Raw genomic sequence first — 13,684 nt, forward strand, 5'->3', positions numbered from 1 at the left:
CGGCTCTATATCGAACGTGACCGGCGTCTCGCGGACATAGTGATTGTAGATGTCGAGCAGCGGCACAAGATCGTCTGAACTCCGCACCAAGGTACGCAGCGGCTGCAGACCCGGCACCGGCTCGATGGCCCCATGCGCGACAAGCGGCATGAGCTCCCGCAGGGCGAGCGTCGCGCGGCCCAGTTGCTGGGACGTGAGTGTCTTGATCACCGCCTCGGCCACCATCGCATCCTTCATCACCACCGCTTGCAAATGACCATTCAACGCCGTCTCCACCGCCCGCACATGCTGCGGCTCGACTTCGATCAATTGGGCCAGCGCTCCCGCGACGGCGGGCTTGAAAAAGTCGGGGTTATCCAGACCGCGCAGGACTGCCTGCGTGCCTTCGGAGAGGCCTTCGCCGGCCTCGATGAGATTCCGCAGCACTTCCACTTTCGAGTCGCGTTCAGCCAGCGAACGCTGCGCCTCGCGCAAAACGCGATCGGTCTCCGCCAAGCTGGCCTGCACTTCGCGCAACTGCGTTTCCGCCTCGGCGAGCTGCGCGGCGCGCTGCTCGGCCTCGGCCGTCGCCTGGTCGATCCCGGCCTGCGTGCTGCGCAGACGGTCAGTCGATTCAGCGAAGGCAAACGTGAGCTGATCGAGTTCGCCGGTGAGAATGCTCATCCGCGCCTCGGCGCCATCGCGCTGCTGCGAAACGCTCGACACCTGCCCGCGGAGGCCGCTGATGCGGCTTTCGACGCGTGCCAGGTCATTCGTCGCGCCGGTGATGATCCCTTCCGCTTCCTGCCGCTGGGCGGTGAGCGCGGCCGTCGCGGCCTGCTTCTCCTCCATCACACGGAGTTCCGTCGCGAGCAGTGCGGTGATCTGCTCCAGCTCAGTGTCCGTGTCGCGCAATTGCGTCTCGGCGATGCGGAATTTCTCCTCGGAGCCGGCGACATCGGAACGATAGCGATCGACCAGTTGCTCAAACTCCAGGGCACGCTCTTCGTTGAAAACGATGCGGTTTTCGTGATTGGAAATGCGGGTCTTGAGATCGCTCACACCCTGGCGCGCGCTGTTCAGCCGCTGCTCCATTTCATCGAGCGCGGCCCGTTGCACGGCGACTTCGCTCTCGCGGGATTCGATCTCCTGCTCGCACTCGATCTGCCGGTCGGCGAACCGCGCCAGTTCGGCCACGGTCGATTCCTGCTGCTCGGCGAGGGCGTCGAACTGCCGCTTGGCCGCATGCGTCTCGAGCAGCTTGAGGTCCGCGATCAACGACTGGTAGCGCCGCGCTTTGCCCGCCTGCCGCTGCAGCGAACCGATCTGCCGCTTCACTTCCTTCACGATGTCGGAAAGCCGCAGCAGGTTCGCCTCGGTGGCCTCCAGCTTGCGGAGCGCTTCCTTCTTCTGCGACTTGTACTTGGTGATGCCGGCCGCTTCCTCGAAAATGGCGCGCCGATCCTCCGGGCGGGACGACAGGATCATGTCGATCTTCCCCTGCTCCATGATCGAATAGGCCGAACGCCCGATGCCCGTGTCCATGAAGAGCTGATGGATGTCCTTCAACCGGCACGGCGTCTTGTTCAGCAAATACTCGCTGCCGCCGTCGCGGAAGACGCGCCGGGTGATGGTCACTTCATGCCAGTCGAGGCCGAGCTGCTCCTCGCACTCCGAAAAGGTCATCGACACCTCGGCCATGCCGACTGCGGCCCGCGAATCGGTGCCGCCGAAGATCACGTCCGCCATTTCCCCGCCGCGCAGGGCCTTGGCCGATTGCTCGCCGAGCACCCAGCGCATGGCGTCCAGGACGTTGGATTTGCCGCAACCGTTCGGCCCCACCACCGCGGTCACCCCGCGATGGAATTCGAGCTTGGTCTTGGGGGCGAAGGACTTGAATCCGAAGAGTTCGAGCGACTGGAGATACATGCGGACGAATTAGGGGTTAAAAAGCTGCTGAAAACCGGCTATCCGGGGGTGGACGGGAGCAAGAATGCCCCTGCCCCCTTAGTCCACGCAAGCGCTATTTGCAGTGGTCGCGAAAAAATCAGGCCACTATATGTAGTGTATACGTGTTTGAGGGGCGTTTTCAGAGAGACGCCCAGAGTGAGGCTAATTCCGACCCAGCTTCACCACAACGCCCAAGGCTTGATTTCCTGGTATCCGTTCTTGTTCCAGACCCGGGCGCCCTTGTCGCCGAGCAGGAGGAAATGCCAGTCCAGGTCGCGGTCGTAGAAAAGCGTCTGGCTGATGCTGTGATGCTCGCCGTGGAGGATGCCCACGCCGACGACTGTGGCATAGATCGGGGCCGTAGCACCCTGCGCGTCCACGCCTTGGCGCACGGCGACAACCGTCACCTCGGTCCAATCCATGGATTCCATGATCCGTTTGGCGTCGGACTTCTCGAGCAACGGCGGTTCAAAGGCGAAAGCCGGACTGGCCAGGCGCAGGCAGAGGAGGAGCAGGGCGATGCGCTTCATACGCGACTTTGGACGATGCTCCCCGCATTTCCTTCAGGTGAATTCTTTCGTCACAATTCCTTCGCACTTGAACCCTCCAGAACCGCCCACCAGCATCCGCCCGTGAAACTACCCCGCCTCGCCTGGCTGTTAGCGACGCTTCACCTGCTCACGGGTTGCCAGACCACCTACACGCAACTCCGGGTCACAAATCCCCGTGGAGAGGTCCTCGCGGACTGGGTGGCACGAGGGCACATCTCGCGGGTGGAAACGGGTTACCGCATCATCGCCGTGGAGCGCACCGATGGGCCTCCTTCACGTGGGACCACGCGCTATCCCGATGGATGGAGGACGACGGTGGTCGGCCCGTACATTCACCGCTCGCCTTGTGCGAAGCCGGCGTGGTTGCAGGCGGAGTAAGTTTCCTCGGCACCGACGGCGTGGTGTCCTCCAGGACGTATCTCTAGCTACAACTGTCCTTGACCCACGAGAGATACCCGACAAGGCCAGCGGCAATGGGAAGGGCAATGATCTCCGGCACTTCGTAACTGTGCAATTCGCGGATGCGCGCCTCCAGCGCTGGGTAGCGCGCGGCCGTCGTTTTGAAAATGACCAGCACTTCGGCACTCGTTTCGATCTTCCCCTGCCAGCGATAGATGGATTCGACTCCGGGCACGATGTTGCCGCACGCGGCGAGCTTTTCCTCGACGAGTTGATGCGCGGCAACACGGGCCATCTCGATGTCGGGCCACGTGGTGAAGACGACGAGGATTTCCCCGGCCATGGCCGCTTAGACGCTCGCGGGCACCGCCGCGATCTGCCGCACGATCCAGCCGCCGCCGAGGACTTCGTCGCCGCGGTAACAGACTGCGGCCTGGCCGGGCGTGACGGCACGCGTCGGGGTGTGCAGACGCACGCGGGCTTCGCCGTTCTCGCCGGGATAGACGGTGGCATTCGCGCCCGGGTGGGCGTAGCGGATCTTCACATTGACCTCGAAGGGTTCGGTCGCACCGGCATGCCAGGTGCAATGATCCATGTGAAATTCCTCGGTCATCAAATCCTCGGCTTCGCCGACAATCACGCTGCTGGTCACCGGGTCGATATCGACGACGTACATCGGGCGCGGAGAGCCGCCCGGCAGCCCCTTGCGCTGGCCGATGGTAAACATCTCGATGCCGTCGTGCTCGGCCACGCGTTTGCCGGACTTGTCGTAGATGCCGCCGGGATGAAATTCGCCGGCGCCCATGTGCGACTTGAGGAAAGCTTTGTAATCGTTGCCGGGGACGAAGCAGATCTCCTGGCTGTCCTGTTTCTCCGCCACCTTGAGGCCGAGCTGGCGGGCGATGGCCCGGATCTCCGGCTTGGACATTTCCCCCAGCGGACACATCGCGCGCTGGAGCTGCGCCTGGCGCAGGCTGAATAGAAAGTACGACTGGTCCTTGCGCGGGTCGCGGCCTTTGCGCAGCACGGCGCGATCGGCGTGATGCTCGATGATCGCGTAGTGACCGGTGGCGATGTACTCGGCGCCGAGCGCCTTGGCCTTGCCCCACAGATTGCCAAATTTCACCTTCTCGTTGCACATCACGCAGGGATTCGGCGTGCGGCCGTTTTTGTATTCGTCGGTAAAGTAGTCGATGACCAGCCGCTCGAAGTTTTCCCCTTCATCGATGACGTAATGCGGGATGCCCAGTGCGTGGGCCACGCCGCGCGCATCGGCGATCGCTTGCGGGCCGCAGCATTTGTCCTCGGCGCGCGAGATGCAGTCCTGCGGCCACACCTTCATCGTCACACCCACCACGTCGTAGCCCTGCTGCTTGAGCAGATAGGCGGCGACGCTCGAGTCCACGCCGCCGCTCATGCCGATGACGACGCGGGGCCGCGGGGCAGATTCGGAGTGGGTGGTGGCTTCGGGTGTGTTCACGGTGAAAAGCGGGGCGCAGTGTCGATGCGAAAGAGGTTTTGCTCAACGGATTTTTCGACCGCCATCCGGGAACCGGCCGTTTTCCCATGGCTGCGAGGCCCGGACCCTCAGCTCGGCAACGAAGTCAATCCCAGCCAGGAAACAGCATCGCCCACTTGCGTAAAGACGTTGTAGGGTCCCACAAAATCACACTGGGTGGCCAACGCACGCACGGCGCCAAAGACGGCCAGGCTGCCGCAGACGAAGGCCAGGCGTGACCGGGTAATGCGCCTGGCCGCCATGGCGAATTGTTGAATCTTCTCCCCATCCGGGAAGGCGGTTACTGCTCGAAAATCGACCAACGCATCTTCAGTTCCACCTCGCAACTCCGTCCAAAGGCGATCCAAGTCGCCGACCGTGACTGTGCCGTCAAATTTCGCTTCCAACCGACCACCGCTTTTTGAACAACTGACGGACATGTGCCGAAGCTTAACTACGTGTTTACCGGTGAGTCACCACAACTCTGGCAAGGATTTTCCTGATTAGACTATAAGGTTTCGCCCGATGGCTACGTCGACTCCTCCACAGTCCCTCACGCTGCCCGATGCCGAGCTCTGCTACCGATCGAACGGGCACGGCTCACCCGTTCTGTTCATCCAAGGCGTCGGGGTCGCCGGCTCGGGCTGGCTTCCGCAGACGGACGACCTCTCGTCGGAGTTTGCCTGCGTGGCTTTTGACCATCGTGGCATCGGCCGAAGCCGGACGACAGCCGCGGCGCTGTCCATCGAACAAATGGCGCGCGACGCGCTGGCCTTGATGGACGCGGTGGGTTTCCCGACGGCGCATGTGGTCGGGCATTCCATGGGTGGGGTGATCGCGCAGCAACTGGCCCTGGACGCGCCGCAGCGGGTGACGAGTCTTGCGTTGCTCTGCACGTTTTCCCAGGGCGCGGAGGCGACCCGGCTCACACCGGCTATTGTGTGGCTCGGGATGCGCAGCGGGATCGGGTCGCGGGCCATGCGGCGGCGCGCTTTTCTCGAGATGCTCTTTCCGCCGGCCTACCTCGCGGGGCGGGATCTCGTGGCGCTCTCCGCGTGCCTCCAGCCGTTGTTTGGCCGCGACCTGGCGGAGCAACCGCCGATCGTGATGCAGCAGCTCAAGGCCTTGGGCCGGCATGATTGTTCCGGCCGGTTGCCCGAGCTGGCCTCGATTCCCACGCTGGTCGTCGCCGGAAAGCACGATCCGATCGCGCGGGTCGAATATGGCCGGCGGCTTGCCCAGCTCATTCCGGGATCGCGTTACGTGGAAATGGCCGACGCTTCCCACGGGGCGACGATTCAGGACCCGTCCGCGATCAATCGCCTGCTGCGGGAGCACTTCCGGGCGTCGGAGACGCCTCACGCTGATGCGAGGTGACAAGGTGGTGTAGGGCGCGTGTCCCCACGCGCCGGGGTCGGCCCCGTCGGCCGGTGGGGACACCGGCCCTACACTGAAAGGCGCGCGGCCGAAACTGCCTAGTGCAAGATGAAATAGTGCCGCGTGCAGAGCGAGCGGCTCATCCGCAGGAGGCGGCGATGCTCAATTTCGGCACGGACGGTGGTACGACGGTTATGGGGATGGGGGCGGTGGAATGGATTTTTCATGGGGTAATCCGTGGTTTAGATGAGCCTCCGGTGGAGGAGGTGGTGGCGCAGGGCGGCCAATTGGCGGATCTCGCCAAGCAGCCGGATTCGCTCCGATGGGGTCCGGCAAAACGGCAGGCTGAGCCGCTTGCGGCTGATGACTATGCTGAGGGGCACATAGGACATAAAGCAATCGACATGGGGTGAGCTGGTTTCGCAAATTAAATGTTTATCCACCTCTGTAAATTAGGCGTATTTCGACGCAGGCTTCCTTCCCTGGCCCCGGGAGGAACGCCCTTGTCTTCGCCACCACGGTTCCCCTACGATGCACATCCCCCTTCCGTGCCATTCGACCCATGGAATCGCCCTCACCCATTCCCGCCATGAAGTGCCCTCTCCCCTCCCTCTACACGATCGCGGCAGCGTGCCTTTGGGCCCTTCCAGCAACCGTCGCCCTGGCCGAGAGCGCACCCCGCATCCTGCCGCCCGATCCGGCGAAGCTCCTTCTGCTCGACACCCGGGTCATCGAACACGCCGAGAATGCCCACCTCGTGCTCGGCACGCCGGAAAAGGACGCGCGCAATCCCCTGCTGCCTTCCGACCAGCCTTGGGAGAATGCCACGAACAACTATTACCCCAACGTGCTCTGGGATGCCGGCGAGCACCTGTGGAAGCTGTGGTACAAGGACGTCCTCGCCGACAAGGAAGCCATCGCGCAGATGGACGGGCCCAGCACCGTGCACGACGTCGGCTGGTATCTGCTCTACGCCACTTCGCACGATGGTCTCACCTGGCAGCGCCCCGCACTCGGCCTGCACAAATTCGCGGGCAGCGCGGAGAACAACATCGTCGCCCGCGATTGCCCGAATGTGGGCGTCTTCCAGGACGCGCACGACCCCGACCCGCAGCGGCGCTACAAGATGGTCTTCGACATCGGCCTCGGGAAACCGCGGGTGCGCTTCAGCGCCGATGGCCTGCACTGGAGCGACGGACCGGAGGTGGCCGGCTTCACCGCGCAGCAGGGCGACACCCACAACAACGCCTTCTTCGACACGCGCTCGGGAAAGTATCTCTGGTTCACCAAGCTCTATGTCGGCGAGCGCCTCGTCACGCGGCTGGAAAGCGACGATTTCGAGCACTGGCGCAGCAGCGGCGTGGTCTTGCGCAGCACCCCCGAGGAAGGCAAGGCGACGCAGACTTATGCGCTCACCGTTTTCCCCTACGGCAGCATCTATCTCGGCTACGTGATGATGTATCATGCCGGGTCCGGGCGGACGGTGGATTGCGAGCTGGCCTGGAGTCCCGACTCGATCCAATGGCGGCGGGTGCAGCCGGGCAAACCCTTCCTGCCACTGGGCGCGAAGGGCAGCTACGACAGCGGCTGCATCTACGCTCAAGCCGGACCGCCGGTCGTGCAGGATGGCAAGTTACTGATCTACTACAGCGGCAGCCCCACCGTGCATGTGGGCTGGAAACGTTCCGGCAGCCTGTGTCTCGCGCGGCTGCGGGAAGATGGCTTCGCCGGCTTCGAGGCCGAAGATCAAAGCAAACCCGCCATGCTCACCACGTCACTGCTCCGCCTCACCCCCGACCACCCCATCCACCTCGTTGCCGATGGCGAGGTAAAAATGGAAACGCTACCCGAAAAGGACGGCACGGTGCGCCTGAAGCTTACGTTTTCGCCGGGAGCCAAGGTCTATGCTATCGAGGGCGCCACGCTCGTGAACCCGGCCCTGCCTTCACCATAGCCCGCACCGTCTATTTTCACCGGCGGTGAAAATATTCCGCAATGGAGCCAACAGAGCCAATGGAGCCAGGCACTTTTTGACGGGAATCGTGCTTACATGGAGCCGTGAAAACAAATTCCGCCCAGCACGAACGGAGACCGCGCCTGCCGTATCGCTTTCGATGGTCGCCCAGAGAGGCCGGAAGGTGTGTCCCGAAGGGACTGCAGAATAGTAGCCCCGGGTCGAGCGAGCTTGCGAGCGACCACCCGGGGCTAACAGGCTTTGACGCCTCCGGCGTCGGCAAGTCGCCGCTCCCAGTCCTCCCCATCCGCCTCTCACCCCGATCCCACCTGCGATCCCACTCCATTTACAGAGAAAATCCCACCGGATCCCACCGAATCCCACCGAACTCAAAACATGGCGTTTGCGTGGTGGTTTTCGCTTACAGCCAACCGATGATTCCAATCTACTTCCCCCACCGATCCGCTGCGATAGAGTGGCGTCGTGAGCCTCATCACCCCGGAACTCATCGAGCAAGTCACCGCGGCGAACGATATCGTCGAGGTGATCGGTGGGGATATTCACCTGAAACGTTTGGGCCACCTCTACGCGGCTCTATGCCCCTTTCACCAGGAGAGCTCGCCTTCGCTCGTCGTCGACCCCGGGCGGCAGATCTACAAGTGCTTCGGCTGTGGGCAGGGCGGATCGGTGATTGCCTTTGTCATGCGCTACGAGAACCTCGATTTCGCCGGGGCGGTGCGGAAGCTGGCCGGGCGCGCGGGGATCGAGTTCGCCGGGTAAGAGGCGGCTCTTCGTTCCTGAGAGACAGCCTGCGCAAACTGCTTCCCCCACTTGCCCGATGCGGTAGGGTGCGATTGTGAGCCTCATCCCACCCGAAATCATCGAGCAAATCATTGCCGCGAATGATATTGTCGAGGTGATCGGCGCGTACTTTCCGCTCAAGCGTTCGGGTCCGGTTTATAAGGCGCTGTGCCCCTTTCACCAGGAGCGCACGCCGTCCTTTTCGGTCAATCCCCAGCGGCAAATCTTCAAATGCTTTGGCTGCGGCGCCGGCGGATCGGTGATCCGCTTCGTGATGAACTACGAGAATCTCGATTTCGTCGCGGCGGCGAAGAAGCTGGCCGAGCGCGCGGGCATCGAGATCGTGCAGGCCGAGTTGAGCGCGGAGGACGAGGCCCGGTATTCGATGTCGCGCCGGCTGAAGGCCCTGCACGCGGAGGCGACGGAGTTCTTCCACTGGCACCTGATGAAGAAACCCTCGGCCCAGATCGCCCGCGATTACTTGAAAAGCCGCGGCGTCGGCGGGGAGATCGCCAAATCCTGGAAACTGGGCTACGCGCCGGATGAATGGGATGCGATGCGCGACTTCGCCCAAACGAACCATTTCTCCGAGGAGGAACTGGTGGCCAGCGGCCTCGTGAAGCTGCGCGACGAGGAGAATCCGCACGGGGAGTTCTATGACCGGTTCCGGGCGCGCGTGATGTTCCCCATTTACAAGGAGGATGATGTCATCGCCTTCAGCGGGCGCGTGCTCGAGGCGGATGCCAAGGCGGCAAAGTACGTGAACTCGCCGGAGACGATGCTCTTCACCAAGGGCGCGGTGCTCTTCGGCCTGAACAAATCGAAGCGCGCGCTGATCGAGGCCAAATCGGCGATCGTGTGCGAGGGGCAGCTCGACTTGATCACGGCTTTCGAGAATGGCGTGCAGAATGTGATCGCACCCCAAGGCACGGCCTTCACGGACAAGCAGGCGCGCATTCTGAAGCGTTTCGTGGACGAAGTGGTGCTGTGCTTCGACGCCGATATCGCGGGCGAAAAGGCGGCGGAGCGTTCGCTGGCCTCGCTACTCGCGGAAAACCTGATGGTGCGCGTAGCCGAGATGCCGCAGGGCGAAGACCCGGACTCGATGATCCGCGGCAAGGGCGCCGAGGCCTTCCGAGAGCGCATCACCGCAGCCAAGGACTTCTTCGATTTCCAGATCGACCGGCTGGCCAGTAAGCCCGAGTTCGCGACCCCGCGCGGGAAAATGCAGGCGGCACGCAAGACGGCGGAGTCGATCAGCCTGATCCGCGACGCAGTCCTGCGCGAGACGGTGATGCACCGCGTGACGCAACGCCTGGAGGTCTCGGCCCAGGAATTCGTCAAGCTGCTCAAGGCGCCCACGACCAAGGCGCTCGAGGAAACCGCGTCTTCCGAGACGGGGCCGGAACCGATCGTCCTGGATGAAAGATTGCGCTTGCTGACCTTGCTCGCCCTGAAGGATGCCGGCGCACGGGAATGGCTGCTCGCGGAGGCGTGGGACACGATGCTTCAAGATCAACCGGACGCCGAGTTGCTGGTCAAAATCCTGGGCTCGGACATCCGGCCGGACGACGACACCTCGATTCACGTCTTCCTCTCCACTCTCAATGCGGCCGAGGAATCGGTGATCTCGGGCGTGCTGGGCGAGCCCCTGCCCCCGCAGCCGATGCTCACCGTGCACGATTGCTGGCGCGATCTGGAATGCCGCCGGGTCCGGCGGCGGATGGAGACCATTCAGGCCCGGGTGCGCACCCCCGATTTAGCCTTGGAAGAGGTGGCGAAAATGCAAAAAGAAATCATTGACTTGCAAAAACGACTCTCCGATATTTCGCGGCCTTTGTCCCCGCCCCTTTGAATGCTGATGTGTTCCCAGTGGCGGGGACTATTAGTCTTCATTCACAGCGCGGGTATGCCAAAAAACACCAAGAAAGTTTCCAAACCGTCAAAATCCGCCGCGAAGAAATCGCCCAGTCCCAAGAAGGAGAAAAAAGCGCTTAAGCCCGTTTCCAAGAAGACCAAGCCGGGCAAGGGACCGAAGGAGAAAAAAATCAGCAAGGCGGCCAAGGCTTCGAAGTCGCCGGCCAAACACGTCTCCAAGGCTGCGCCGAAAAAGGCTGCGCCCAAGAAACCCGAGGCTAAAAAGGTGGAGACCAAGAAGGTGGAAGCAAAGCCGGCTCCAGGGAAAAACGGCAAAGCGGTCAAATCCGCCAAGGAAGAATCTTCGAAGGCCACGGGGAAAGCCGTCGGCGTCAAGGGCGTGCAACCCGCCGCTACGGTCATCAGCGTGCTCGACCAGCCAGACGTGCAGGAGAAGCTCCGTGAGCTAATCAAGCTGGCCAAGGAACAGAGCTATCTCACTTTCGACGATCTCAACGAGGCGCTGCCCGACAACGTCAACGACCCGGACGAGATGGAGACGATCATGAATCGTCTGCGCTCGATGGAGATCGAAATCATTGAGGCGTCGGACGTCGATCGTTTCAAGGACGGCAAGAAGACCGAGGACCAGGAAGAGGAAGAAGAGAAGCCCGAGGCCAAGCTCGACATCCTCGACGACCCGGTGCGGATGTATCTCAAGCAGATGGGCCAGGTGCCGCTGCTGACCCGCGAGCAGGAAGTGGAAATTTCCAAGCGCATCGAAGACGCGGAGCTGAACGTGCAGAAGCACATCAACCGCTTCGGCTTTATCTCCCGCGCCTATCTCGATCTCGCCCACAAGTTGCAGGAAGGGCGGGAGCGTTTCGACCGCGTGATCCTCGACAAGAAGATCGAGAGCCGCGAGCGCTACATGAAGGCGCTGCCCAAACTTTGCGCGCATCTCGACCACGCCGCCCAAAATTGCGCGACGACCTACAAGCATTACGTCGCCCACGGTGGCAAGAACCACGAGACCAAGTCCTTCCACGATTACAAGAAGGCCCACGACGCCATTCAGCGCATTTATCCGAAATTCTTTTTTAAGCAGAAGGTCACGGAGGAATTCGTGCATCTGGCCGACGAAGCGCACCGTCTCGTTACGCAGTGGACCGAAGAGCTGAACAAGCCCGTCAAGAAGAAGGCGGCCGGTCATGGCCATCATCACGCCTCGGCGCCGATCGATTACGGTTCGAAGCTCAAGGACCAGCAGATGCGCATGTGGCTGAGCCCGGAGGAATTCCTCGAGGAATACAAGGAGCTCAAGGTGTGGCTGAAGAAGGCGCTCAAGGCCAAGACCGAGATGGTCGAGGCGAACCTGCGTCTCGTCATTTCCATCGCCAAGAAGTACACGAACCGCGGCCTCTCCTTCCTCGACCTGATCCAGGAAGGCAACATGGGCCTGATGAAGGCGGTGGAGAAGTTCGAGTATCGCCGCGGCTACAAGTTTTCGACCTACGCCACGTGGTGGATCCGCCAGGCAATCACCCGTTCCATCGCCGACCAGGCGCGCACCATCCGTATCCCGGTGCACATGATCGAGACGATCAACAAGCTGATGCGCGTGCAGAAGCAGCTCGTCCAGGATTACGGCCGCGAGCCCACGCCGGAGGAAGTGGCCGACGAAATCCAGCTCCCCGTCGAGCGCGTCCGTGCGGTGCTCAAGATGGCGCAGCAGCCCATCTCGCTCCAGTCGCCCGTCGGCGAGAGCGACGACACCAGCTTTGGCGATTTCATCGAGGACAAGGGCGCCGAGAACCCCTCCGACATGACCGCGATCGTGCTCCTCAAGGAGAAGATCAAGGACGTGCTCGAGACTCTCACCGAGCGTGAGCGTCAGGTGCTCGAGCAGCGCTTCGGCCTCGTGGACGGCTACAGCCGCACGCTGGAAGAAGTCGGCCGCCAGTTCAAGGTCACCCGCGAGCGCATCCGGCAGATCGAAGCCAAGGCCCTGCGCAAGATGCGTCACCCCACGCGCATCCGCCAGCTCGAAGGCTTCCTCGAAGCCCACGAGACGTAGGATTTCGTTCAGAAGACGTAAGATCTCGGGAGCGAGGCTTCCCGAAATCGTTTCCTATAGACTGGCCCTCGCCACAGTGGCGTTACATTAAAACGCAACTATCCGATTTGGGTGGGTTTCCACCATTCAGCCATGAATACCGACGAGCAAGATGACCTGTGGCGCCTTTTAGGCGAAGCTAAAGCGCCCTCTGTGTCCCCGTTTTTCTCCCGCAATGTCCTCCGGGCCATCCGCGAGGAAAATCAGGAGAAACCGAGCCTGCTCGCGTGGTTTCACTGGCGCTGGCTGACCCTGGCGGCGAGCGTCTGCGTGCTGGTGGTCGCCTCCGGCGTGGCCCTGCACCATCCCGCCCAGCTCGCTCAGGCCGACCCGGTGATGGTCCTGGCCCAACAAGTTTCCACCAGTCCGGACTATCAAGTGATCAACCATCTCGACGAGTTGCTGGCTTCAGAGGAAACCTCGATATGGCTGGAAAAATGAGGATCGGTGTCGCGGCGGCGCTCGCTTTCGCGGCGGCCGTCGGGACCGCCCTCGCCCAGACTGCCACGCCCGAGCCGGCCACGCCCAAGAAAGAGGCGAAAGGAGCCAACTGGCTGGCTGGACAACCGGTGCAGGTCGGACCGAAGGGGCCCGCCTATGAAAACGTGCGGAAGGCTCTGGATGCCCTGACGCCCGAACAGCGGAAGCGCTTTCAAGAGAATTTCATGCGCTGGGCGAATCTTTCCCCAGAGGAAAAGAAAGCCCTGCGTGACCGCGAGGAAGTCCGCAAGAAGATGGTCGAACAGGAATCGGAAGCCGCGATCCAGGAGAGCGGCTTGCAACTGGATGGCGAGCGCCGGGAGCAATTCATCAAGCGCTACAGCGAGGGCCGCCGCTTGATCGAAGAGCAATTGCGGAAAGAGATGAACGAAAAGCGCAAGCCGCTGGTGCACGAGCTCGTCGGCCGCCTGCGCAACGAATTCGGCAGCGAAGCCCCCCTGACGGTCGCTCCGCAGACCGCCTCCCCGACGCCGACGGCCAAGCCGTAGCGAGAGGCGGAGTGCTTAGTTCTTAGTGCTCAGTCAGAACGCTCGCTGATCGAGGGAACACTAAGAACTACGCACTAAGCACTTAACTACTTCCCTGCTGCCGCCTCGCGCTTGAAGCGCTGCATCATCTCGATGAACCGGACCGTATCCCGCACCGGGTGGATCTTGCTCTTTTCATCGCCGTAGATCGTGCTGATCGGCACCGCCGCGATC

The 13,684-nt window shown here is 62.2% G+C and carries 14 protein-coding genes; 9 read left to right on the forward strand and 5 right to left on the reverse strand.

All coding sequences use genetic code 11. From position 1 onward, the window contains the following. Both ABJF10_RS22030 and ABJF10_RS22035 read right to left on the reverse strand, forming a co-directional pair. On the reverse strand, positions 1-1,908 hold a 1,908-nt coding region (locus tag ABJF10_RS22030), incomplete at its 3' end, for an AAA family ATPase (RefSeq protein WP_348546768.1). A 200-nt stretch (positions 1,909-2,108) separates the two neighbouring features. After that, positions 2,109-2,459 carry a hypothetical protein gene (locus tag ABJF10_RS22035; RefSeq protein WP_348546769.1) on the reverse strand — a complete coding sequence of 117 codons (351 nt, stop codon included), beginning with the start codon at positions 2,457-2,459 and terminating at the stop codon, positions 2,109-2,111. A gap of 102 nt (positions 2,460-2,561) precedes the next feature. Between ABJF10_RS22035 and ABJF10_RS22040 the strand changes: the two genes are divergently transcribed. Next, positions 2,562-2,858 (forward strand): hypothetical protein, encoded by a 297-nt coding sequence (locus tag ABJF10_RS22040; RefSeq protein ID WP_348546770.1) that lies wholly within the window; start codon positions 2,562-2,564, stop codon positions 2,856-2,858. 43 nt (positions 2,859-2,901) lie between these two features. On the opposite strand, the gene cutA is transcribed toward ABJF10_RS22040, so the two are convergent. The 3 genes from cutA to ABJF10_RS22055 all read right to left on the reverse strand — a co-directional run bounded on the left by cutA (position 2,902) and on the right by ABJF10_RS22055 (position 4,784). Beyond that, on the reverse strand, positions 2,902-3,222 hold the full coding sequence (gene cutA / locus ABJF10_RS22045) for a divalent-cation tolerance protein CutA (RefSeq protein WP_348546771.1): 321 nt from the start codon (positions 3,220-3,222) through the stop codon (positions 2,902-2,904). A 6-nt stretch (positions 3,223-3,228) separates the two neighbouring features. After that, on the reverse strand, positions 3,229-4,359 hold the full coding sequence (gene mnmA, locus ABJF10_RS22050; RefSeq protein ID WP_348546772.1) for a tRNA 2-thiouridine(34) synthase MnmA: 1,131 nt from the start codon (positions 4,357-4,359) through the stop codon (positions 3,229-3,231). A 107-nt stretch (positions 4,360-4,466) separates the two neighbouring features. Continuing rightward, a complete protein-coding gene (locus ABJF10_RS22055; RefSeq protein ID WP_348546773.1) occupies positions 4,467-4,784 on the reverse strand; it encodes a hypothetical protein in 318 nt (105 codons plus the stop codon). 118 nt (positions 4,785-4,902) lie between these two features. Between ABJF10_RS22055 and ABJF10_RS22060 the strand changes: the two genes are divergently transcribed. The 8 genes from ABJF10_RS22060 (at position 4,903) to ABJF10_RS22095 (ending at position 13,471) form a co-directional block, all read left to right on the forward strand. Beyond that, complete coding sequence (locus ABJF10_RS22060) at positions 4,903-5,754, forward strand: alpha/beta fold hydrolase (protein ID WP_348546774.1); 852 nt, start codon at positions 4,903-4,905, stop codon at positions 5,752-5,754. 101 nt (positions 5,755-5,855) lie between these two features. After that, the gene (locus ABJF10_RS22065; protein WP_348546775.1) at positions 5,856-6,167 is read left to right on the forward strand and encodes a hypothetical protein; all 312 of its coding nucleotides are present in this window, start codon (positions 5,856-5,858) and stop codon (positions 6,165-6,167) included. 176 nt (positions 6,168-6,343) lie between these two features. Continuing rightward, complete coding sequence (locus ABJF10_RS22070; RefSeq protein ID WP_348546776.1) at positions 6,344-7,708, forward strand: hypothetical protein; 1,365 nt, start codon at positions 6,344-6,346, stop codon at positions 7,706-7,708. 483 nt (positions 7,709-8,191) lie between these two features. Then, the gene (locus ABJF10_RS22075) at positions 8,192-8,488 is read left to right on the forward strand and encodes a CHC2 zinc finger domain-containing protein (RefSeq protein ID WP_348546777.1); all 297 of its coding nucleotides are present in this window, start codon (positions 8,192-8,194) and stop codon (positions 8,486-8,488) included. Between the two features lie 76 nt (positions 8,489-8,564). After that, a complete protein-coding gene (gene dnaG, locus ABJF10_RS22080) occupies positions 8,565-10,364 on the forward strand; it encodes a DNA primase (RefSeq protein WP_348546778.1) in 1,800 nt (599 codons plus the stop codon). Positions 10,365-10,418: 54 nt separating this feature from the next. Next, complete coding sequence (gene rpoD / locus ABJF10_RS22085; protein WP_348546779.1) at positions 10,419-12,443, forward strand: RNA polymerase sigma factor RpoD; 2,025 nt, start codon at positions 10,419-10,421, stop codon at positions 12,441-12,443. 132 nt (positions 12,444-12,575) lie between these two features. Continuing rightward, entirely contained in the window at positions 12,576-12,923 is a 348-nt protein-coding gene (locus ABJF10_RS22090) for a hypothetical protein (RefSeq protein ID WP_348546780.1), read from the forward strand. Continuing rightward, on the forward strand, positions 12,920-13,471 hold the full coding sequence (locus ABJF10_RS22095) for a DUF3106 domain-containing protein (protein WP_348546781.1): 552 nt from the start codon (positions 12,920-12,922) through the stop codon (positions 13,469-13,471). The genes ABJF10_RS22090 and ABJF10_RS22095 overlap by 4 nt, the downstream gene beginning before the upstream one ends. Positions 13,472-13,684: the final 213 nt, after the last annotated feature.

This window comes from Chthoniobacter sp. (genome assembly GCF_040003245.1).
Lineage (GTDB): Bacteria > Verrucomicrobiota > Verrucomicrobiia > Chthoniobacterales > Chthoniobacteraceae > Chthoniobacter.